We start from the raw sequence: 21196 nt of genomic DNA on the forward strand, positions 1-21196 counted from the left end.
CCATCCGCTGATGGGGTTCGTCGACCACGGCCGCGGCGGGTCCGGTGAGCCGGTGGTGGGCCTGCTGCGGCCCGGCAACGCGGGCTCCAACACCGCCGCCGACCACATCGAGGCCACCAGGCTGGCCTTGGCCCAGCTGCCGAAGCGGCTCCGGCGGGGGCGGCAGACGCTGATCCGTACCGACTCCGGCGGCGGCACGCTCTCCCCGGACGGAGGCTTGGGGCCAGGCACGGGGGCGCAGCCCAGGTGGGTCTTGGCCGCGACGAGCGGGGCACCGGTCTGGCCGCAGGCCGGGCAGCGCAACGGGACGAATTCTCCGGCGGGCAGCAGTCAGTCCAGGTCCAGGGGGGAGCGCCGCCCTCCGCGCTGTACGTCCAACGCCAGGCGCAGCACCGGGACTCTCAGCAGGTGCAGCTGGTAGGGGGTGAGGCTGTGGCGGGCGCGCTCCTCGCGGGTGCTCTCCACACGGGCGCGCATCAGTGCCGCGCGGTCTTCGGATGCGGTGGCGGCACGGCGCGCGCGGAGGAGGCGGCCGTCCGGGCGCGGCAGGACTGAGCCCGCACGGTACCCCGGGCACCCCGGCCCTCCGCGCTCATCGTCGCCCTGGTGCGTTTGCGTTCCAGCAGATCGACTCCCAGTTCGCATTCCTGGTTTCTGACGGTTTCGCTCTATGCCGGATGGCGCAGGCGTAGTTCCTCTGCGGTCCGGCGCAGCGAGCCAAAAGCGTCACTGCGGCTATGTGTTCCTTCCAGTTGTTCTGTCCGCACGGCAGCAGAATTCCTACGTCCCGGGATCGGTTCAAGGGTTCTCCTGTCACAGCTTCGAGAAATCCGGTGGTCCGCGATACGGAACCGGCCGGATTTCGCTTGACTGTCCCGAGCGGCGACTGCCACGATCGACGCCATGAAGATGCGACTGGACCTCACGCGGCGACGCCATGTCGACCTCGCGCGCGTCTCCAGCGCCTCCTGTTGCTCAGCGGCCTGATCCTCGCGATCCGCCGCCCCTTGGTCACGCCACGGCTGTCGCCGCACATGCCGCTGCCACGTTTTCACCGTGCCATCTGAACTGTGCGTTGCCGCGCGCCCGGCCCTTTCCGGGATGTGGCGTTACTGAACAACCATGGATTCCGCGACAGGAGTTCCGCATGCCCGCGCCCGTTAAATTCCCCTATTGGATTCCCAATGTCAGCGGGGACTGGTCACCAGCGCGATCGAGCAGCGCACGGACTGGGGGTACGACTACAACCGCGTACTCGAAGCCGTCGTCGCCGAGAACAACGGCTTCGAGTACGCGCTCAGCCAGGTTCGTTACACGGCCAGCTACGGTGCCGAGTTCCAGCACGAGTCGACCAGCTTCAGCCTCGCCCTGCTGCTGGCCACCGAGCGCCTGAAAGTCATCGCCGCCGTCCACCCCGGCCTGTGGCACCCGGGTGTCCTCGCCAAACTCGGTGCCACCGCAGATCACTTGTCCGGCGGCTGTTTCGCAGATCAACGACGTACGCGTCGCGGCGGGCCGAGCGGGCCGCACGGCACCCAGGTTCGGCCTCAACGGCTTCCTCATCGCCCGCGACACCGAGGCCGAGGCCCGCCACACCCTCCGGGAGATCGTCGTCAAGGCCGACTCCGACGCCCCCGAGGGCTTCGGTGCGGCCCTGAAGCAGGCGGGCCGGTCCACCGCCGACGGCAAGGGCATGTGGCAGGACTCGACCTTCGAGGACCTGGTCCAGTACAACGACGGCTTCGGCACGGGGCTGATCGGCACTCCCGAGCAGATCGCTTAGCGCATCGTCGCCTACCGCAGGCTCGGCGGCGACCTCCTTCTCCTCGGCTTTCTGTACCACCACGAGGAGGTCGCGTACTCGGCAAGCGCGTGCTGCCTCTCGTACGGGAACCGGAAACGCAGCTTCCCGACGACGAGCCCTGCTTTGCCCCCGCGCCTGTCTGACCCGCACCCGTTTCTCCACACCGCTCCATCCCGCGAAAGAGGTCACCTGCATGAGCGCCATCACGGCCACCGAATGGCAGACCCGCCCCACCCCGACGACCGCCCAGGACTGGATCGCACGCGCCGCCGAGGTCGCGGCGGTCCTCGCCACCGACGCCGCCGCACGCGACCGCGCCGGCGCCACCCCGTACGCCGAGGTCCAGCTCCTGAAGGACTCCGGCCTGGTCACCCTGCTCGGCCCCGTCGAGCACGGCGGCGCCGGCCAGGACTGGACCACCGCCTACCGCGTCGTACGCGAGGTTGCCAAGGCCGATGGCTCCATCGGCCAGCTCCTCGGCTACCACTACCTGTGGAACTGGGCCGCCCGCCTGGTCGGCACCCGCGAACAGTGGGAGCACATCGAGGCCGAGGCCGCGCGCAACCGCTGGTTCTTCGGCGGGGCCGTCAACCCGCGCGACAAGGACGTCGTGGTCACCGAGGAAGGCGACGACCTGGTCTTCACCGGCCGCAAGACCTTCTCCACCGGGAGCAAGGTCTCAGACGTCACCGTCCTCGAAGGCGTCCTGGACGGCACCGACCAGCACGTCTTCGCGATCGTGCCCTCCGACAGCGAGGGCCTGGCCTTCCACGACGACTGGGACAACATCGGCCAGCGGCTCACCGAGAGCGGAAGCGTCACCATTGACGGCGTCCGCACTCCGTGGTCCTCGGCGGCGGGCTATGTCGACAAGGAGTTCCAGCCGCGCACCTACAACACCCTCAACGTGCCCACCATCCAGCTGGTCTTCGTCAGCTTCTACCTGGGCATCGCCGGCGGCGCGCTGGAGACGGCGGCCACCTACACCCGCAGCAAGACCCGGCCCTGGCTGCACGGCGGCCACGAGCGCGCGGTCGACGAGCCCCATGTCATCGACACCTACGGTGACCTCACCGCGAAGCTCTGGGCAGCCGAGGCGCTCGCCGACGCTGTCGCCGCCGAGGGACAGAAGCTGCACGACGACCCCGGCGCGGTCACCGAGCAGATCCGAGGCGAGTTCGAGGTGCGCGTGGCGGCCGTCAAAGCCCGCGCCACCGAGGTCGCCCTGGAGATCACCAGCCGCATCTTCGAGGTGACCGGCGCCCGGTCCACCACCACCACCGAGGGCCTGGACCGGTTCTGGCGCAACGTCCGCACCCACACCCTCCACGACCCCGTCGCCTACAAGCGCCGTGAGGTCGGCCGCTGGGTCCTCGAAGGCGCACTGCCCGAACCCACCTGGTACTCCTGACCCTTCCCGGGGGCGCCCGCCACGCGCGGGCGCCCCCGCTCCCCGAAAGAGCACCCATGGCCAGAGTCCTGTCCGTCTCCGGCAGCCCTTCCGCCTCCTCCCGCACCAACCGGCTGCTGCGCCACCTCGACGACCGGATCGTCGCACAGGACGACGAGTTGACCCCGCTGGACGTCCGCACCATCCCCGCCCAGGCCCTGCTGCGGCGCCGACTTCCGGCACCCCGCCATCGTGGAGGTCACCGAACTGTTCGCCCACGCGGACGGCGGCTGCACCGGCACTGAACGCTCTGCCGGCGCTCCGTCAACAAAGGCCGTGTGACGGCTGGTCGGGCGCGGCAGGATTGAACGCGACGCGACCGACACGCAACAGAGGCAGGGGATGGACCTGTTGTCCGGGCCGGCCGTCGTCCACGGCGCCTGGTACTACCTGGTGCTGGTCGCCGTGCTGGCCACCCCGCTCGTGCGCAACGCGGTCCTGGTGGTGGCCGGGGGAGCCCTCGCCGCCCGGGGGGAACTGCTGCTGCCCCTGGTGTGGGCAGCGGCCTTCACCGGTGGCCTCGGTGGTGACCTGCTGCTCTACGCGGCGGCTCGCCGGCTCCCGCTGGGACGGCGCTCCGCAGCGGTGTGCACGGTCGCGGCCCGACTGAGGGGGCGCGGGTTGTTCCTGCTGGTGCTGCGCTACCCTGCCGGCCGGCCGGTTCACCGGCACGGTGGGCGCGGCCGTGGGCGGTATGCGCATCGGCGGTTTCACCTGCGCCGATCCTGGCCGAGGCTTCTTGGACCACGCTCTACGCGGCCCTCGGCTACGGCGGGATGACGGCCCTGGCGCACGGCCGGGCGCCTGTGGTGATCGCCGTCACCGCGTGCGTGGGAGTCGGCGCGGCCCTCATGGTCTGCCTCGCCGGACGCCTCGCGCGCCCACGGGCGGTCCACTCGTGCGTCCCGGGCCCGGTCCAATCCGAAAAGCCTTGTCCGGCCTGTCCGGCCCGCATTCGATGACGGCCAGCGAGACAGCCGGAACGAGACTGCGGAACGCCCACGGGGACACCGTCGTCGGGGGGCCGGGCGGCGCATCACGAGTGCGCGCCCGGCCCTTCGGGTCACTTGATGTAGACGAGGCCGTCGGTGGTGATGGTGGGACGGCCGCTGGTGCCTACCACGACGATCTTGACGGTGTGCTTGGCGCTGCTGGACCAGGTCTTCGTCCAGATCGCCTGCCGGTAGAGGGTGGTGGCGGACTTCAGGTCGACCGTGCTGACCTTGACGCCGTCGACGTAGACGTAGGCCTGGCCCGAGGAGGCGGCCCGGGAGACCACCCAGGAGGCGGAGCGGCCGGTGAACGTCCAGGTCAGACTGGCACCCTTGGAACCGCTGGAGTACGACTTGCCGCCCAGGTAGCTGGTCGAGGAACGGGTCGTCCAGCTGCCGGACCTCACCGCCGAGGTCTCCTGGAGGATGACCGGCGTGTAGGAGGCGGACGCAGTGCGGTAGTTGCCGGCGTAGTCGTAGGCCCGCATCGACCAGGTGGTGGCCGTACCCGACTCGGCGGTGCGGCTGGAGGCGGTGGTGGTCGGGCCGAAGGTGGCGGCCGTCGGGGCCACCAGCTGTGCCTCGCGCAGCGCCTTGTCGTCAGTCGCCTTCCAGCCGAGGGTGACCGGTACGGCGGTGGTGTTGACCGTGCCGGTGCGCAGGGAGAGCTTCGGGGCGGTGGTGAAGGTCGGCGCGGTCGTGTCGGCCACGACGCTCAGCGCCGCGCTGGTCGTGGTCTTGCCCGACTGGTGCACCGCCCGCACGGCGACGGTGTGACTGCCCACCGCCAGGGTCGTGTTCGCGGAGGTGGCCGTACCGGGGGCGGTGGCGACGGTCTTGCCGTCGACCAGCAGCTGGACGCTCTGGATGAGCGACGCGGGCGTGGTGGCCGTCCACTTCACGCTGATCGCGCCCTTGGTGTAGTACGTCGTGCCGGACCGGCCCGCGCCGCCGACCGAGGTCACCTTCAGCCCCTGCACCGGGCCGGACGCCCAGGCGCGGACGGTCGGCAGCTGGGCGTACAGGGAGTTGCCCGGGCACTGGGTGTTGTAGCCGTCGCGGTGGCCGGAGATCCGCTGGAACGTGTACGGGGTGCCCGCCGTGAAGCCGGTGCCGAAGAAGTTCTTCTGGCTAGCCCCGGCGGTGAGCTGCACCGTGCCGGACGGGTCGGCGCCGTACTGGCCGAGCTTCCAGGCGGCCACGCGGGCCACGGAGGCCAGCGCGGCGTCGGAGGCGCCGGTGGTGGAGTACTCGCCGAGGACCGCGATGCCGGTGGACTCACGGTTCCAGCCGTAGGTGTGGGCGCCGAGCACCGGCAGTCCGACGCCGCCCTTGCGGCCCTCGAAGACGGTGCCGCACTTGTCGACGAGGAAGTTGTAGCCGATGTCGTTCCAGCCGTTGACCTTCGTGTGGTACGCGTAGATGCCGCGCACGATCGACGCGGACTCGGCGCAGGAGTAGTCGTTGTCCCCGTCGGTGTGGTGCACGAAGACGGCCTTGACGTCGGCGTTGTACTCGGACGGGTCGGGGCTGAGCGACTCGTCGGCGCCCCAGTCGGCGCGCGAGGTGATCGGCGGCTCGGGGACGGTGGACGGCGGCGCGGTCGGCGTGGTGGCCGACGGGCTGGGGGACGTCGAGGGGGCGGTCGGCTCCGGGGGCGTACCGGTCGGGCCGTCCGTCGGCGTCGCGGTCGGGCTGTCGGTGGGTGTCGCACCGTCCGTGGGTGTCGCACCGTCCGTGGGTGTCGCACCGTCGGTGGGCGTGGCGGCCGGGGTGCTCTCCTCGGCGACGAACGCCGCGGGTTCGGTCGTCCTCGTCTCGGCGTCGGTCACCACGCCCGGGTCGACCAGGTTGACCTCCAGCCCCTTGGGCAGCGCGCCGGTGGTGCCGTCCTCGTGGACGACCTGCACCTGGACGCCGTCCGAGGGGCCGACCCACAGTGGCTCGGACGCGCCGCGCATCCCGGCCTCGGGCTTGTCCGGCGGATCGAGGTTCACCTCGAGGTCCCGCCAGGTACTCCACTCACCGCTCTCCTGGCCGCGGGTGCGCACCTGTGCCGTGCCGTCGAGCCGCTTGACGGCTCCTGTCCAGGAGACGCCGACCATCGAGAACAGCCGGGTCTCCGTGCGCGGCAACCCCCGCTTGCCGCCCGCGGTCCCCTTCAGGGCGAGGTCGTAGACCTTCACGGGACGCTTGGTCCGGCTCGCCGCCCCGGAGTCACCCGAGGGGCTGGCGACCGCGTACGTCACCACGCCACCGCCCCCCAGCACCACGGCACCGAGCGTCAGCCACGCCCGTCTCTTCAAGCTCAGCGATCTGTACGCATGCGACGTACGACGACTCACGACGTATCCACCCCATAGGAGGGCCGGCAGCGGCCCCAGAGAAAAGTCACGTGAGGCACACTCACCACAGGAGCGGCCCATCTTTACAGCGCGCACCTATGGCCAAACATCACTGGACGGCTGAACATCACCGGTTCAGCGGGGAGTCTCCCCACGACAGCGCGGTTGGACTTGACCACTCCACCGCCCAGCGGCGTAGCGCGAAGGCGAGCGGTTTGCGCTGAAGGCGGTGGTTTCGGTGCGCCGCCAGGCAAGGGCGGAGGAGGCGCCGGAGTCCTAGGCGCCGGCGAGCGGGACCAGGTGGTCGATGTCGATGCCGCGAGGGCCGTCGATTACGGTGTCGTCTACCAGGAGTACCAGCGGCCCCCGGACAGGGTGCACCGGCCGGTAACAGCCGACGGCTCGACCGCCTCTTCGAGAAGGACTTCCATGCGGGTGTTGCAACCGTCGCGGTCGGCGTCGATCCACCCGCCGAAGGACTGCTCGCGGTCGTGACCGGTGCGGTCCTCCGCCGCGACAGCCAGATGGGCCATCCTCAGCTACCTCCCTGGCCGCGTGCCCGCCCGCTTCCAGCGCTGGACCGATCCCCAGGTGGCCGCCGCCGGCTTTCTGCTCCGCGCCTTCCGCGACGCCACCCGCGGCAGCCGCCTGACCGGTCGGCATCCCGTGGTCTGCCACCACGACCCGGGGCGAACAACACAGTCTTCGCAGACGACGTCCCCGTCGCCTTCATCGACTTCGACACCGCCGCCCCCGGCAATCCGCTCGAAGAGTACTGCGCCGGGCAGATCAGAACCCTCGAACGCGAACCCTGCCGGTACGCGCTCGTCCCGCACGAAGTCGTAGACACCACCACCAAGGACGCCGGCTCCGGCGGCGTGCTCACCGTCTTCCTCGACCTCCTCGATCGCGCTGCCGTAGTCCCCGAATTCGCCGTCAAGGATGCCGTGGACGGCCTGGACGTGGACCGCATCGACGGATTCGGCCCATGCCCCAGCCCAACGCCGACCTCGCCCAGCAACTCGAGGACCTTGTCACCGCTGACCACTAGGAGTGGCCACTTGTCGACCGTGCGATGCTCCCCAGGCTGTCTGCTGATGCCTGGCTCCGGTGCGGCTTGCGCTGCGGGTGCAGGAGAGCAACGAATACCTCGCAGCGCTGATGATGTCCTGCCTCATCGGCGCCCGACTGAGGAATCCGGGGAAGAGGGCCGAGGCTCTCCCCGTCACCGCCCCTGGATGCGTGTTCGCCGACGCCGACCACTGCTGCCGCGAGCGCCGGGCCCGCCTCACCCATGGAGGACACGGTCTTATGGTGCTGCGGGGTTTGAGCCGTCGATGATCTTCTTCACGACGTCCTGGTGAAATCCGCGCACGTGAGCTTCCACGAGATCGCCAGCCGCTTCCGTGTCTCCGGCCGCGATGGCTTCGTAGATTGCGTGGTGCTCCGCCCGCAATCGGGAGGCGACCTTCTCCCAGTCGTCGAGCTTGTTGAACGCCGTGAGCAGGGTGTGCCGCACCGCATTGCGGACCGCGATGGTCATGTCAGCGATCAGCCGGTTGCCCCCGGCCTCGGCGATGGCCACGTGGAAGTCGGTGTCGCAGTCGTTGAACTGCTCTCTGGGCAGGCTTGCGTCGTCCATCCGGAGCAGGGGGTCGCGGATGCGCTCGAGACCGTCCTCGGTGACGAGTTCCGCAGCCAGGCGGGCACTGGCCCGCTCCAGTGTGGCGCGGGCCTCAACGACGTCACCCATCGGAAAGTTCGCCAGCGCGATATGCAGCCGCAGCAACTGGGTGAGACCGGCGTCCGGCATGGCTGCGATCACGGTGCCGGAGGACGGTCCGGTACCCACGCGTGAGCGCAGTACCCCCTGGGCCTCCAGGACGCGCAGTGCCTCCCGCACTGCGGCCCTGCTGACACCTAGCATGTCGACGAGCTCCCGCTCGGGCGGCAACCGGTCACCGACCCGCAGTCTGCCCGCGAGGATCTGCTCCTCGATCCGGGCCAGTACGAGTTCGAAGGTGCGCGAGCGGGGCACTGGCTCCCAGGCCGCAGTCGTGTCAGCCATAGAAAGCCCTTTCTCGCGCCTGTAACTCCCTGTGTGTTGATCATAGCTTGAGTAACCCGCCCCTTGGTCCGACCAAGCTGCAAATTCGGCCGTTCAGAACTCTGGACAACGCGGAGCCCGCTGCCTAGCGTGAGAAACCAAGTAATGGTCTGACCAAGACCTCAATGTGAGGGTTCATGTACCAGCCAGATCTGTCTCCCGTGGCCGACAGCCTCGCGTTGTCGTCACTCGTCGCCGTCCTGCCGCTGCTCACGCTCTTCGTCCTGCTCGGCGGCCTGAGGATGAAGGCTCACTGGGCCGGACTTGCCGCACTGGCCGTCGCGGTGGCGCTGGCCGTGACCGCTTACGGCATGCCCGCCGACCTCGCTCTGCTCTCGGCGAGCGAAGGAGCCGCCTTCGGGTTGTTCCCGATCATGTGGATCGTCGTCACCGCCATCTGGGTCTACCAGCTCACCGTCGTCAGCGGCCGCTTCGAGGACCTGCGCCGGGCCTTCGGCCTGATCAGCGCCGATCCGCGCGTCCAGGCCATCATCATCGCCTTCTGCTTCGGCGGACTGCTCGAGGCGCTGGCCGGGTTCGGCGCGCCGGTGGCGATCACCGGCGTGATGCTGATGGGACTCGGCTTCGCCCCGGTCAGGGCCGCCGTCACCGTGCTGGTCGCCAACACCGCTCCCGTCGCGTTCGGCGCCATCGCGACGCCCATCATCACGGCCGGCAACCTGACGAAGATCCCGTACACGGAGATCGGCGCATACGTCGGCCACCAGACACCGCTGGTCGCCTTCTTCGTGCCGCTTCTTCTTGTCGCCCTGGTCGACGGCCGCCGCGGAGTGCGCCAGACCTGGCCGGTCGCGCTGGTCTGCGGTGCAGTGTTCGGGCTGGCCCAGTTCGTCAGCGCCACCTACCTCTCGGTGGAACTGACCGACATCATCGCCTCGCTGGCCGCCCTGGCCGCTGTCGTCCTCTTCCTCCGTGTCTGGCGGCCGCAGGGCGGTGAGGAGGCCAGGGCCGATCTCCAGAAGGCGGCGGAGACGGAGCAAGGGGACGGTTCGGCAGGGCAGCCGTCCAAGCCCGGGGGCGGCGACCGGCCCGTGGCGCAGTCCGCAACGCGCAACGGCCAGGACGGCAGTGCGGTGACCGGAACGCTCCCGATGCCGGGCGCCGCCCAGCGGATCGAGGGCCCCAGGATCCTGATGGCCTTCCTGCCCTACCTGATCATCATCGGGGTCTTCTCGCTCGCCAAGCTGTGGACTTCTCTCAAGGAGTTCTTGGCCGCCTCCGACGTGAAGTTCGGCTGGCCCGGACTGGACGGCGAGGTTCTCACCGCCGCCGGCAAGGCGTCGGCCACCACGGTCTACACCTTTCCCTGGCTGTCCTCGCCCGGGACCCTGCTACTGCTGTCGGGCGTCGTGATCGCCGCCGTCTACCGGGTGACCCCGGCGGCCGCCGCCCGGGAATTCACCGCCACGTTGCACAAGCTGCGCTGGGCACTGCTGACCGTCGCCGCTGTCCTCGCACTCGCCTATGTGATGAACGTGTCCGGACAGACCATCACCATCGGCACCTGGATCGCCGGAGCCGGTACGGCGTTCGCGTTCCTCTCGCCCGTCCTCGGCTGGCTGGGCACCGCGGTCACCGGATCGGACACCTCCGCCAACGCCCTGTTCGCCACGCTCCAGCAGACCGCCGCGAACAAGGCAGGACTCGATCCGACGCTGCTGGTGGCGGCCAACACATCCGGCGGTGTCGTCGGCAAGATGATCAGCCCGCAGAACCTGACCATCGCCGCCACCGCGGTGGGCCTCATCGGCCGCGAGTCCCAGCTCTTCCGGGCGGCGATCAAGTGGAGCCTGATGCTCCTGCTGGCCCTGTGCGTGCTGGTGTACCTCCAGTCCAACGTCCTGTCCTGGATGCTGCCATGAGCCTCAAACCCGCACAGAAGCCGTCGCCCGCCTTGCCCTCCACTCACGGAACCATGCGGATCGCACTCTTCATCACCTGCCTCAACGACACGCTCTTCCCCGCCACCGGCCGGGCGGTGGTGACGCTGCTGGAGCGGCTGGGCCACCGTGTGGACTTCCCGCCGGAGCAGACCTGCTGCGGCCAGATGCACTTCAACACCGGTTACCAGCGCGACTGTGTGCCGCTCGTCCGCCGCTTCGCCGAGGCCTTCGCCGGTTATGACGCCGTGGTCACGCCGTCCGGCTCGTGCGCCGCCATGGTGCGCGAGTACCACGGGCGGGTCGCTGAGGTGTCCGGCGACGACCGGCTGTCCGCCGCGGTCCATGACGCACCGCGTGTGTACGAACTCTCCGAATTCCTCGTCGACGTGCTCGGTGTCACCGATGTCGGGGCGTACTTCCCGCACAGGGTCACCTACCACCCCACGTGCCACTCCCTGCGCATGCTCGGCGTCGACGACCGGCCCCTCACCCTGCTGCGGGCCGTCCGCGGCATCGACCTGGTGGAACTCGGTGCGGCCGACCAGTGCTGCGGGTTCGGCGGCACCTTCGCCCTGAAGAACGCCGACACGTCGGTGGCCATGTGCACGGACAAAGTACGGCATGTCCTGGCCACCGGAGCCGACGTGCTGTGCGCCGGTGACAACTCCTGCCTCATGCACATCGGCGGCGCGCTGTCCCGCCTGCGCACCGGAGTGAACGTCATGCACCTCGCCGAGATCCTCGCGTCCACCGAGAAGGCACCGGTACACGGCGTGGCGGAACCCTCACCCGCCTCCCGGCGCGGCACCGAAAGGACGAAGACCTCGTGAACGACGCGACGTTCCTGGGCATGCCGGCCTTCCCGACGGCTGCGGCGAGCGCCCTGCGCGATTCCCAGCTGCGCGGCAATCTGGCCCGTGCCACCGGGACCATCCGTTCCCGGCGTGCGGAGGCCGTCGCGGAGCAGGACGACTGGGAGCAGCTGCGGGAGGCCGGGCGTGCGGTCAAAGAACGCACCCTGCGCCATCTGGACCGGTACCTGCTGCAAGTGGAGGAGAAGGTGACCGCGGCGGGCGGCAAGGTGCACTGGGCGCGCGACGCCGAGGAGGCACGCCGCATCGTCGTCGGCCTGGTGCAGGACACCGGTGAACGGGAGGTCGTCAAGGTCAAGTCGATGGTCACCCAGGAGATCGGGCTCAACGAGGCGCTGGCCGACGCAGGCATCGACGCGTACGAGACCGATCTGGCCGAGTTGATCGTGCAACTCGGCCAGGACCAGCCCTCCCACATCCTGGTCCCGGCCATCCACCGCAACCGGGCGGAGATCCGGGAGATCTTCCTGCGGTCGATGGGCGCGTACGGCACCGCGGCACCGGCCGACCTGGATGACGATCCGCGGCGGCTGGCCGACGCCGCGAGGCGTCATCTGCGGGAGAAGTTCCTGAGGGCCAAGGTTGCCGTCTCCGGTGTCAACTTCCTTGTTGCCGAGACCGGGACGGCGGTCGTGGTGGAGTCCGAGGGCAATGGTCGGATGTGCCTGACGCTGCCCGAGACGCTCATCTCGGTGGCGGGGATCGAGAAGGTCGTACCCACCTGGCAGGACCTCGAGGTCTTCCTGCAACTGCTGCCGCGCTCCTCCACGGGGGAGCGGATGAACCCCTACACCTCGACCTGGACCGGCACGACCGCCGACGACGGGCCCCGCGCCTTCCACCTGGTGCTGGTCGACGCAGGCCGCACCGATGCGCTCGCCGACCCGGTCGGCCGGCAGGTACTCAACTGCATCCGTTGCTCCGCCTGCCTCAATGTGTGCCCCGTGTACGAGAGGGTGGGTGGACACGCCTACGGATCGGTCTATCCCGGCCCGATCGGCGCCGTCCTCAGTCCTCAACTGCGGGGCACCACCTCGGAAGTGGACCGTGCCCTGCCGTACGCGTCGTCGCTGTGCGGGGCGTGCTACGAGGTCTGCCCCGTAAAGATCAACATTCCCGAGGTGCTGGTGCATCTGCGGGCCCGGATCGTCGAGGAGGGGCGCGGGCGGCTCGTGCCGAAACCGGAGCGCCTGGCGATGGCCGCCGCACGCTGGTTGCTCTCCCGTCCCTCGCGTCTGACGGCCGCGCAGCGAGCGGGAGCCCTGGCCGCACGGCTGGTGGCCCGGCGCGGGCGAGTGGGCCGGCTGCCCGGCCCGCTGTCCCGCTGGACCGACACCCGCGACGTCCCCGTCCCGCCCACGGAGACCTTCAGCGCCTGGTGGAAAGGGACGCATCGATGACCGTACGCCGGAAGGAGGCAGCGATGAACGCGCGAACCGAAGTGCTGGACCGGATCAGGCGCGCCCTGGACGACGTGCCCGCGGGTGAGCGTCCACAGGACGTCCCGGTGCCCCGCCAGTATTCCCGAGGCGGCCAACAGCCGGCCGGGTCGGCGGCGGCCGTGGAACTGCTCGCCGAACGACTCGCCGAGTACGGGGCGTCGGTGCACCTGGTGTCCACGCAGGACGTCGCCTGCCGCGTGGGGGAGTTGGTGGCCGGCCTTGGCACCGGTTCCGTCGTGGTACCCCGTGGCTTCCCGCCCGAGTGGGGGTCCGCGCTGGACCCCGACCGGGTGCTGACCGACGAGCCCCGACTTCCGGTCGCCGAACTGGACCGGGCCCGAGTGGTGGTGACGACCGTGGCCGCCGCCATCGCCACGACTGGAACCCTTGTCCTGGACGGCGGCCCCGGCCAGGGCCGGCGCGCCCTGACGCTGGTGCCTGACGTCCATGTGTGCGTCGTACGCGCCGGTCAAGTCGTGGCGTCCGTGCCGGAGGTGTTCTCCGCCCTGGATCCGGTGCGTCCACTGACCTTCGTCTCCGGGCCGTCGGCCACCAGTGACATCGAACTCGACCGGGTGGAGGGCGTGCACGGTCCGCGCACGCTGGAAGCCCTGATCGTCGTCTGAGAGTCCGAGCATCTCGCCCTCACAGGAAGGTAGTTGAGCAGTGCAGCCCGCCCTTCGCCCAGTACCGCACTGGCACGCAGCAGCACCGACGGCGCCTCACTCGATCCCCCTGCCCGACAACCCCTCGGCGTCGGCGAGCTGCACGCTCCCCGCCGAGAAACGTGCGGTGGCGACAGCCAGGGCGTTCGCCCGGGACCGGCTGACGGCATGGCGCCTCGGGGACGAAACGGCCGAGACGGCGAGCGTCGTGGTGTCGGAGTACGTCACCAACAGCGTTCAGCACAGCGGCGCCCACCACCTCACCCTGCGACTCGCATGCTGCGAGTCACACCTGTGGATCGAGGTCGTCGACGCAGGTGTGTGGCAGAACCGCACGGAACCCGAAGAGAACGGCCTGGCCGAGTGCGGCCGGGGCTTCCGGCTGGTCGAGGCACTGTCCCAGCGGTCCGGAGTGCACCACACCCAGCACGGCACACACGCCTGGGCGCTGCTGACCCACGCCCCCGCCACGTGCAAGCGCCCCGACCGCTCGTTAGCCGGGTATACCGGAACGGGGGCTGGCTCGCGCCGCTCACCCGCACGCCGCTCGGTCCTTCGCCTCCCCGGTTGAGCCGCACACGGCAGGAGCCGGCAGGGCGCTTTCGGACGGTCACAGCCGGTGCGGGCCCTGGCGTACGGGCAAGGGAATCCCGGGCGCCGCGACGGGCCGCAAGTTGCTGGGCGGTGCTGTTGCTCTCGTCTCAGCCGCCGGGGCGGGATGGCGAACGTGCCGACGAGGACCGTGCCTGGCGGGGCAGACGTTGCCTGTCTGCTGGAGTCTTGCGGCAGTCGGCGGCGCCGGTCGCCTGCTCCCACACCACCAGCACGCCGTCCAGCGCGGTCGCGTCCGGCAACTGTCCGGCGCCGGTCACGAGCCCCGGGAAGCCCGGGGCCATCTCGGAGCCGTGCCTGGAGCGCACGGTAACCTGCCCGGCGTCGGCGGACCCCAGAGCCCGGAACTTGTCTCAAGTCGGCTCTGCAGCACAGCTGGGGGGCGTCAGCGGGTGCGTTCGTAGTGGCGGCGTGCTTTTTCGCGGTTGCCGCAGACAGCCATTGAGCACCAGCGGGCGCGGTTGGCGCGGCTGCGGTCGAGCAGGAACAGTTGGCACTTGTCGTTGGCGCAGGGCCGTAGTCGGCCGGGCAGTTGCTTCTCGGTGGCGGCCCAGGCGAGGACCACCTCGACAGCCAGCCGGGCGTGCGGGGGCGTCTTGACTGTCCACTGAAGACCGTCGGAAGTGAACTCCGGGATCTGGTGGACCCCTTCGAGCAGCGAACTCAGCGCAGCGGGCGGGCTTTCTCCGCGCACTACGTTCTGTAGGACGTCCCGTGCCTCGCGCAGCAGCGCCAGTTCCGCGAGGCTGCCTTCGCCGCCGTGCTCCCGTGCCCAGCGCTTCCCCCCGGCCGGGTCGCCGAGCGCGTCCTGTTCCTCGCCGTTGACCAGTGGCCTGCTGTTGAGCAGGTCCAGCAGCGTGTCCATCGGACACCACCCTCCCTAACCTGATTGAGCCATTTGACAGGTTAGCCCATCTCGTGCTTCCGTGGAGAGGATCCTAACCTGATCAAAGACTTGAAGGGGTTAGATATGAGCTCGGTGCACCACAGGACCGCCACCGTCGACGGCCATGAGATCTTCTACCGCGAAGCCGGCCCCACCAACGCCCCCGCGATCGTCCTGCTGCACGGCTACCCGACCAGCTCGTTCATGTTCCGCGAACTCATCCCGCTACTGGCCGACAAATACCACGTCATCGCGCCGGACCACCTCGGCTTCGGCCACTCCGACGCCCCTCTGGTGGGGGAGTTCACCTACACCTTCAACGCCCTCGCCGAACTCACCTCCTCACTGCTCGACCAACTGGGCCTGGACCGGTACGCCCTCTACGTCCAGGACTACGGCGCCCCCATCGGATGGCGCCTCGCGCTCCAGCACCCCGAGCGGATCTCCGCCCTGGTCACTCAGAACGGCAACGGCTACGAGGACGGTTTCGTCGAGTCGTTCTGGACCGACGTCTGGGCCTACGGGGCGAACCCCGGCCCCGACACCGAACCGGCCGTCCGCGCCGCCCTGAGTGTCGACGCCATCCGCTGGCAGTACGTGCACGGCGTGCCCGACCCGAGCCTGGTCAGCCCGGACACCTGGGAGCACGACTTCGCCCTCGTCTCCCGCGAGGGCAACGACGAGGTCCAACTCGCACTGTTCCGCGACTACCAGAACAACCGCCCGCTCTACCCGCTGCTGCACGAGTTCCTGCGCACCAGCGAGGTCCCCGTCCTCGCCGTGTGGGGCCGCAACGACGAAATCTTCGGCCCCGCGGGCGCGCTGGCCTTCGCCCGCGACGCCAAGGACACCGAGGTCCACCTGATCAACGGCGGTCACTTCCTGCTCGAGAGTCACCTGGACGTCGTCGCGGGTTACCTGCGCGGCTTCCTCGGGCGGGTGCTGGGATAAGTAGGGTCGGGGCTGGAAACGCGGTACAACACCGCCGGCCGCCTGCAGTACACGGGCCGCAGCACCACCCTGCCGCAGGTCGCGGGCCGGGCCTCGCCGAGCTGCTCGTCCCGGCCGAGGCAGGGCATCCGTGGACGGGCTCGACGTTCTCCACAGGGTGGGCAGGCGCGAGACCCTGCACGTCACCCTCGTGCAACCCGTCTTGGTCGTCTCGGCCGGAGCCCGACGTGGCCCGGGACAGCGCCGGCCGCCGGCGGCACCCCGCACGCTGGCACCGGCCTCGCCCCCGACCTCGCGGTGGACGATGTTCCACGCTGGACAGGCAAGCTCACCGGCTGCAGACGGAGGTGAACCGGTGACGCGTCGGCGGTCGCCGGCACGGCGGCGCCCCCGGCGCCCGAGCAGGCGGCGGCAGCAGCGGGATGCTCAGCTGATCGTCTTGGCTGTGGTGGCGGTCACGGACCCGCTCGGGCGGCGCTGGGTGATCCAGTGCAAGCAAACGCTGGCTGTGTGGGCGTCGGGCGCCCGGCCGCTGTGAGAGCCGCTGCGGGCCGGTTCCGCCCCCCTAGGCGGCCCACGTCGTTGAGTTGAAACGCTCAGCCGGCCGGCTCCTCAGTCGCGGGGCTCCGTTATGCGCCCCGGGCCGGGTTGGTAACAGGGGCTCTGGCAGATTCCACGGCATCAGCGCGGGGTCATGAGACCCCGCAGGTCAGCGGCTCGCACATTACGGTCACGGCGTGCCCGGCGTGGGGTTAGGTGCAGGTGGCTGCGCAGCCGCACGCCGGGCTCGCCAAGTTCCCGGGTCGTACGGTCTGCCGGGGCGGTTGCCCACCGTCCGGCGAGCGTCTCCTGGATGGCGAAGGCAGTCTGGTCGTCGGCGACGTCGACCACGGCCAGACCCGGCTGTGCCACATGTGCTTCGTTGATCGGCTTCATGCAGGGCACTACGCCCGGGGGCCTGGGCAGGTTCTCCGACCGCGGCGTCCTTCACACGACCGTGTAGATGCCGGAGGGCTCGGCGACGACTGAAGACCTCTTCGGCTACTTACCGATCCAGGCAGGCCTGGCCTTGATCATCAACACCGAGGCGGCAGCGACCACGAACATGAAAACCCCTGACCGCTCAAAGATCAGGGACTCTCGGTCACGGCCGCGCGACTCGGATGGATGGGCTTCTTGTCAACTCCAGTACTGCTGCTGAGCCTGGGCATTCGCTGCCGCCTGGGCTGCTGCTGCTTCTTGTTCCCTGCGCTGGCGGTCCTGCTCCAGCTGGAACTCCCAGTCCAGCCGCCGCCTGTTCTCTTCCTCCCGTCGGCGCCTTTCTTCTGCGCTCTGAACCTGCTGCGAGTTGCTCATCTGCTTCCTCTCCTCGTGGCGCTGGAGCGTCCCCGCATCACCTCGCTGCAGGCGGGATGCTTGAGCAGAGATCCACCGCAGATGAGTCAACTGCGTTGACTCCATGGGGCAATTGTCGGGAGGTGAGTGACAGACGGCAAGACCTCGCAGACTTCCCAGATCTGTCGCGCAGGACACGGCGGGAGCTGTCGGAATACGGGCCTGGCCGGCTGTGTTGGGAATCTATTGCCTGCTGGGAAGATCGTTCGGCTGAAGCCCTGCAGATCTTTTCGCCGCGGATCGGGCGCCGGCGTCGGTGGGTAGGGGAGGGGTCAGCCGCAGTTGTTGCGGTTGATTTTCAGGGAGCGGGTCTGGTCGTTGAGGTTGTAACCGCGCAGGTCGTGGATGGAGCCGCCACTGCGGGTGATGCACACGTGCCGGCCGCTGTGGTTGCGCTTCTCGTAGACGCGGGCGGTGCGGTCGGAGTTGTTGCGGATGGAGCTGCCGCGGTCACGGATCGCGGAGGGGAGATCCTCCACGCTGCTGTTCACGGCACGCCGCACCCACGGCTGACCACCGAAGCGGAGGTGGCCGAGTACCTGGCCGGGCAGTTGGAGATCGAGTACGCCTCGTGCCTGAAGCTGTACGGGGAGCGGGACGGTACGGCCCGTACGCACGCCGGGGAGATCCAGGAGGCAGGGGCTGGCGGGACTTCGTCGAGGTGCGCGAGGGGCTGGCGGGATGGCTGGATGCGCGGGCCTGGACGACGGGGGACGGGCCGAAGGAGCTGTTCGACGCAGCGGCGGGGTGGCTGCGCGAGGGGCGGGTGCTGCTGCCAGGGGCGAGCCGTCTGGCCCGGCTGGTGGGCTCGGTGCGGGAGGCGGCGAACCAGCGACTGTGGGAACGCCCTGTGCGGGATGCTGAACACCGGGCAGCGGGCGATGCTGGATTCCCTGACGCCTCAACCCGGAGACGACCGCTGCGGTGCCCCGCCCGCGGACTCTCGCGGGTGCGGCCCGGCCGAGTGCAGAGCACTGATGAGTGGCTTCCCATGTCTCACCGTCCCCGGATTCGCCCAGCGAACCGGCCCGGGGCACGCTGGGAGGCGTGACCAGCGTGCCGATCGTTGTGCACCGGCCTTCGCTCTCGGGTGGCCGGAGAGTCACTGTGCACCGCGGCGGCCGGGACGAGATCCTCGGCACCGCCTACAGCGACCACGACCTGGTCGTGTTCCTCGAAGGCGCCGGTGTCGCCGAACCCGAGGCCATCCTGGACGACCCACAGTGGGTGGAATGGCGCGGCGGCCACGCACATGATTTCAGCGCCGCCTGACGACCTCGGCAGCCGGGCAGGACGGTCCTGCCCGGCGTTCCAACGGGCAGAAGTCCGACCAGGACGTCACCACCTGGATCGTGCCCGACAACCCCTCCCAGGGGTGCCGCTACCTGTCCGACCAGGTAGCGATCAAGCTCGCGTGGGAGCTGAGCGTGGATTCGGCTGAGCAGGCGGCCATGCGCCGGACCGCCGAGGAGTGCCCTGACAGCGACGTCACCGTCAACCCGGTCCCCTGAACCGGGCCCGCGCAGGGCCTGTGCTGAAGGGCGCGGGCCCTCGAGGCGGACGCCAGGGCTGTAGATGGGCCGACCTACGGCCCTGGGGCCTGCGATTCCCCCGGGGCTGTAGGTCACCGGCCGGTCAACCGGAGAAGGGCGCGGTCCGGCCTGTACGGGGGAACAACCGTCCACGCGTTGCCAGTGTCGCCGGTCCGACGTGCTCAGCCTGGCAACGACACAGACATCGCGTGGGGAGGTGCGTGGGTCTCAGGCATGGACTGGGCCTCGCCTTCGGATCACGAGACGTTCAGGACGTTCATATGACGCGATGGCCGCACGGATGATGAGAAGATTGGGATGAGAGTCAGGTAGGGCAAGGCCGGAACCGTCACGAGCCGAGGATGAGATGGGCATGCCGAAGTCTGAGCGCACCACCGACACCAACACCTCCGCACCGGTCCCCGAGCAGGGCGGAACATCGGGCAAGGTCCAGTCACTGGAGCGGGCCATCACGCTGCTGCAGGCGACGGCCGACAGCTCGCCGGACGGCGACACGGCCTCGAACCTGGCCGCGCAGTGCGGGCTCAACCGCGCCACGGCCTGGCGACTGCTGTCCACGCTGGAGCAGTTCGGCCTGGTGGAGCGCAGCCCGGTCACCAACCGCTACACGATCGGTTTCGCGGTCGCGCGGATGGCGTCGGCCGCCGGTTTCGACGGCCTGATCCGCCGGGCGCACGGCACGCTGCGCCGGGTCAGCGAGCAGACGGGGGAGACCGCCAACCTCGCGGTGGTGCAACAGCTGGGGCTGACGTACATCGCCGAGGTGACCCCGCCCGTCGTGCTGAGCGCCAAGTGGCTCGGCCGGCAGGTGCCGCTGCACGCCACGTCCACGGGGAAGGCGCTGCTGGCCTGGATTCCGGAGGAGGAGGCCCAGTCGCTGCTCTCCGGGCCGCTGGACGCGTACACGGACACCACGATCACGGACCGGGCCCGGCTGCGGGCCGAGCTGGAACAGTCGCGAGAGCGCGGATACAGCGTCTGCGTGGGCGAGATGGAGCGGAACCTCTACGGGGTCTCCTCACCGGTGTTCGGCAGCCGGGGCCGGCCGTTCGCGGTGGTCAGCATCTGGGGGCCGCAGGACCGGGTGCCCGAGTCGCGGTTCGCGGCGCTGGGGTCCCTCGCCCGGGCCGCGGCGGACGAGATCGCGAAGGCGGCACAGGCGCTCTGAGAGTCTCCGGCGTTCACTTCGTGCGACGCCCGCCCGCATCATGAAACCGGGGTGTTGAGTTTTCCGTCTCCTCGCGGCTAGGGTCGACGCATCCCTTCCGTCGCCCCTGCCTCCGTTCAGAGAGGAACCCGCGCGACCATGAACCAGGACGTGATCATCACCTGCGCCCTCACCGGCGCCGGCGACACCGTGGGCAAGAGCCCGCACGTACCCGTCACCCCCGAGCAGATCGCCGCCTCCGCGGTGCAGGCCGCCGAAGCCGGCGCCGCCGAGGTCCACATCCACGTACGCGATCCCGAGACCGGAGCCCCCTCCCGCGATCCGCGGCTGTACCGCGAGGTCGTCGAGCGGATCAAGGAGACCGGGACCGACGTCGTCATCAACCTCACCGCGGGGATGGGCGGCGACCTCGTCATCGACCCGGAGGAGCCGCTCAAGCAGCTGCCGGGCACCGATCTCGTCGGCGGCCTGCAGCGTTTGCCGCACGTCGAGGACCTGCTGCCCGACATCTGCACCCTGGACTGCGGTTCGCTCAACTTCGGGAACGGGTCGAACCTCTACGTCTCCACGCCCGACATGCTGCGCACCGGCGCCCGGCGCATCCAGGAGCTGGGCGTACGGCCCGAGCTGGAGATCTTCGACACCGGGCATCTGTGGTTCGCCAAGCAGCTGCTCGCCGAGGGGCTCCTCGACGATCCGACCGTGTTCCAGCTGTGCATGGGCATCCCGTGGGGTGCGCCCGCGGACCCCGGAGTGCTGCAGTCGATGGTGAACATGCTGCCGGAGGGCGCCCAGTGGGCCAGTTTCGCGCTGGGGCGTATGCAGATGCCCTGGGTGGCGCAGTCGGTGCTGCTCGGCGGACATGTGCGGGTGGGCCTTGAGGACAACCTCTATCTGGGCAAGGGAGTCAAGGCGACCAACGCCCAGTTGGTGGAGCGCGCCGTGACGATCGTCGAGGCGCTCGGGGCGCGGGTCGCGACTCCCGACGAGGCGCGTCTCAAGCTCGGCCTCAAGCCGCGTGGCTGAGCGGCGGCACACCCCGGTTCACCC

The 21196-nt window shown here is 69.8% G+C and carries 22 protein-coding genes and 5 pseudogenes; 17 read left to right on the forward strand and 10 right to left on the reverse strand.

Annotated features, from left to right (window positions below; all coding sequences use genetic code 11):
• Positions 1 to 199 (forward strand): annotated as a pseudogene (locus ABEA82_RS37610) (IS1380 family transposase); the annotation flags it as partial.
• A gap of 131 nt (positions 200 to 330) precedes the next feature.
• On the opposite strand, the gene ABEA82_RS37615 reads toward ABEA82_RS37610, so the two are convergent.
• Positions 331 to 477, reverse strand: coding sequence for a hypothetical protein (locus ABEA82_RS37615; RefSeq protein ID WP_345666296.1), 147 nt, complete (start codon positions 475 to 477; stop codon positions 331 to 333).
• Between the two features lie 101 nt (positions 478 to 578).
• Positions 579 to 767 (reverse strand): annotated as a pseudogene (locus tag ABEA82_RS37620) (helix-turn-helix domain-containing protein); the annotation flags it as partial.
• A gap of 142 nt (positions 768 to 909) precedes the next feature.
• Between ABEA82_RS37620 and ABEA82_RS38790 the strand changes: the two are divergent.
• The 5 genes and pseudogenes from ABEA82_RS38790 to ABEA82_RS37640 all read left to right on the forward strand — a co-directional run bounded on the left by ABEA82_RS38790 (position 910) and on the right by ABEA82_RS37640 (position 4034).
• A complete protein-coding gene (locus tag ABEA82_RS38790) occupies positions 910 to 987 on the forward strand; it encodes a putative leader peptide (protein ID WP_353962189.1) in 78 nt (25 codons plus the stop codon).
• A 160-nt stretch (positions 988 to 1147) separates the two neighbouring features.
• A pseudogene (locus tag ABEA82_RS37625) lies at positions 1148 to 1947 on the forward strand (LLM class flavin-dependent oxidoreductase).
• Positions 1948 to 1997: 50 nt separating this feature from the next.
• Positions 1998 to 3215, forward strand: coding sequence for an acyl-CoA dehydrogenase family protein (locus ABEA82_RS37630; RefSeq protein ID WP_345666262.1), 1218 nt, complete (start codon positions 1998 to 2000; stop codon positions 3213 to 3215).
• Positions 3216 to 3271: 56 nt separating this feature from the next.
• Positions 3272 to 3497, forward strand: a pseudogene (locus ABEA82_RS37635) (NAD(P)H-dependent oxidoreductase); the annotation flags it as partial.
• A 99-nt stretch (positions 3498 to 3596) separates the two neighbouring features.
• On the forward strand, positions 3597 to 4034 hold the full coding sequence (locus ABEA82_RS37640) for a hypothetical protein (protein WP_345666263.1): 438 nt from the start codon (positions 3597 to 3599) through the stop codon (positions 4032 to 4034).
• Between the two features lie 283 nt (positions 4035 to 4317).
• Here the strand turns inward: ABEA82_RS37640 and ABEA82_RS37645 are convergent, their stop codons facing one another.
• From ABEA82_RS37645 to ABEA82_RS37655, 3 genes are all read right to left on the reverse strand, one after another.
• Entirely contained in the window at positions 4318 to 6552 is a 2235-nt protein-coding gene (locus tag ABEA82_RS37645) for an N-acetylmuramoyl-L-alanine amidase (RefSeq protein ID WP_345666264.1), read from the reverse strand.
• A gap of 383 nt (positions 6553 to 6935) precedes the next feature.
• Positions 6936 to 7124, reverse strand: coding sequence for a hypothetical protein (locus ABEA82_RS37650; RefSeq protein ID WP_345666265.1), 189 nt, complete (start codon positions 7122 to 7124; stop codon positions 6936 to 6938).
• A gap of 776 nt (positions 7125 to 7900) precedes the next feature.
• The gene (locus tag ABEA82_RS37655) at positions 7901 to 8629 is read right to left on the reverse strand and encodes a FadR/GntR family transcriptional regulator (protein ID WP_345666266.1); all 729 of its coding nucleotides are present in this window, start codon (positions 8627 to 8629) and stop codon (positions 7901 to 7903) included.
• A 206-nt stretch (positions 8630 to 8835) separates the two neighbouring features.
• On the opposite strand from ABEA82_RS37655, the gene ABEA82_RS37660 reads away from it, so the two are divergent.
• From ABEA82_RS37660 to ABEA82_RS37680, 5 genes are read left to right on the forward strand one after another with little or no spacing between them, the layout of a single operon-like run.
• Entirely contained in the window at positions 8836 to 10581 is a 1746-nt protein-coding gene (locus ABEA82_RS37660) for an L-lactate permease (RefSeq protein ID WP_345666267.1), read from the forward strand.
• Between the two features lie 53 nt (positions 10582 to 10634).
• The gene (locus tag ABEA82_RS37665; protein ID WP_345666268.1) at positions 10635 to 11432 is read left to right on the forward strand and encodes a (Fe-S)-binding protein; all 798 of its coding nucleotides are present in this window, start codon (positions 10635 to 10637) and stop codon (positions 11430 to 11432) included.
• A 20-nt stretch (positions 11433 to 11452) separates the two neighbouring features.
• Positions 11453 to 12874, forward strand: a complete 1422-nt coding sequence (locus ABEA82_RS37670; protein ID WP_345666295.1) for a LutB/LldF family L-lactate oxidation iron-sulfur protein — start codon at positions 11453 to 11455, stop codon at positions 12872 to 12874.
• Between the two features lie 23 nt (positions 12875 to 12897).
• Positions 12898 to 13542, forward strand: a complete 645-nt coding sequence (locus ABEA82_RS37675; RefSeq protein ID WP_345666269.1) for a LutC/YkgG family protein — start codon at positions 12898 to 12900, stop codon at positions 13540 to 13542.
• A 40-nt stretch (positions 13543 to 13582) separates the two neighbouring features.
• Positions 13583 to 14152: an ATP-binding protein gene (locus ABEA82_RS37680; RefSeq protein WP_345666270.1), complete on the forward strand. Its 570-nt coding sequence runs from the start codon at positions 13583 to 13585 to the stop codon at positions 14150 to 14152.
• A 130-nt stretch (positions 14153 to 14282) separates the two neighbouring features.
• Here ABEA82_RS37680 and ABEA82_RS37685 read toward each other — a convergent pair whose 3' ends face one another.
• Together ABEA82_RS37685 and ABEA82_RS37690 are read right to left on the reverse strand one after the other, a co-directional pair.
• The gene (locus ABEA82_RS37685; RefSeq protein WP_345666271.1) at positions 14283 to 14501 is read right to left on the reverse strand and encodes a hypothetical protein; all 219 of its coding nucleotides are present in this window, start codon (positions 14499 to 14501) and stop codon (positions 14283 to 14285) included.
• 77 nt (positions 14502 to 14578) lie between these two features.
• Positions 14579 to 15058: a CGNR zinc finger domain-containing protein gene (locus ABEA82_RS37690; RefSeq protein WP_345666272.1), complete on the reverse strand. Its 480-nt coding sequence runs from the start codon at positions 15056 to 15058 to the stop codon at positions 14579 to 14581.
• Positions 15059 to 15163: 105 nt separating this feature from the next.
• On the opposite strand from ABEA82_RS37690, the gene ABEA82_RS37695 reads away from it, so the two are divergent.
• Positions 15164 to 16030, forward strand: a complete 867-nt coding sequence (locus ABEA82_RS37695) for an alpha/beta fold hydrolase (RefSeq protein WP_345666273.1) — start codon at positions 15164 to 15166, stop codon at positions 16028 to 16030.
• A 681-nt stretch (positions 16031 to 16711) separates the two neighbouring features.
• On the opposite strand, the gene ABEA82_RS37700 is transcribed toward ABEA82_RS37695, so the two are convergent.
• The 3 genes from ABEA82_RS37700 to ABEA82_RS37710 form a co-directional block, all read right to left on the reverse strand.
• A complete protein-coding gene (locus ABEA82_RS37700; RefSeq protein ID WP_345666274.1) occupies positions 16712 to 16966 on the reverse strand; it encodes a DUF6207 family protein in 255 nt (84 codons plus the stop codon).
• A gap of 243 nt (positions 16967 to 17209) precedes the next feature.
• A complete protein-coding gene (locus tag ABEA82_RS37705; RefSeq protein ID WP_345666275.1) occupies positions 17210 to 17386 on the reverse strand; it encodes a hypothetical protein in 177 nt (58 codons plus the stop codon).
• A 311-nt stretch (positions 17387 to 17697) separates the two neighbouring features.
• Complete coding sequence (locus tag ABEA82_RS37710) at positions 17698 to 18042, reverse strand: peptidase inhibitor family I36 protein (RefSeq protein WP_345666276.1); 345 nt, start codon at positions 18040 to 18042, stop codon at positions 17698 to 17700.
• Here ABEA82_RS37710 and ABEA82_RS37715 point away from each other — a divergent pair.
• The 5 genes and pseudogenes from ABEA82_RS37715 to ABEA82_RS37735 form a co-directional block, all read left to right on the forward strand.
• Positions 17923 to 18402, forward strand: a pseudogene (locus ABEA82_RS37715) (DUF4158 domain-containing protein); the annotation flags it as partial. The gene ABEA82_RS37710 and the pseudogene ABEA82_RS37715 overlap by 120 nt on opposite strands.
• Before the next feature lie 70 nt (positions 18403 to 18472).
• Entirely contained in the window at positions 18473 to 18697 is a 225-nt protein-coding gene (locus ABEA82_RS37720; RefSeq protein WP_345666277.1) for a hypothetical protein, read from the forward strand.
• A gap of 80 nt (positions 18698 to 18777) precedes the next feature.
• Positions 18778 to 18936, forward strand: coding sequence for a hypothetical protein (locus tag ABEA82_RS37725; RefSeq protein WP_345666278.1), 159 nt, complete (start codon positions 18778 to 18780; stop codon positions 18934 to 18936).
• Positions 18937 to 19330: 394 nt separating this feature from the next.
• Complete coding sequence (locus ABEA82_RS37730) at positions 19331 to 20146, forward strand: IclR family transcriptional regulator (protein ID WP_345666279.1); 816 nt, start codon at positions 19331 to 19333, stop codon at positions 20144 to 20146.
• A gap of 138 nt (positions 20147 to 20284) precedes the next feature.
• Complete coding sequence (locus tag ABEA82_RS37735; RefSeq protein ID WP_345666280.1) at positions 20285 to 21172, forward strand: beta-keto acid cleavage family enzyme; 888 nt, start codon at positions 20285 to 20287, stop codon at positions 21170 to 21172.
• The last annotated feature ends 24 nt before the right edge of the window (positions 21173 to 21196 follow it).

The organism is Streptomyces venetus, assembly GCF_039540295.1.
GTDB classification, from domain to species: Bacteria; Actinomycetota; Actinomycetes; order Streptomycetales; family Streptomycetaceae; genus Streptomyces; species Streptomyces venetus.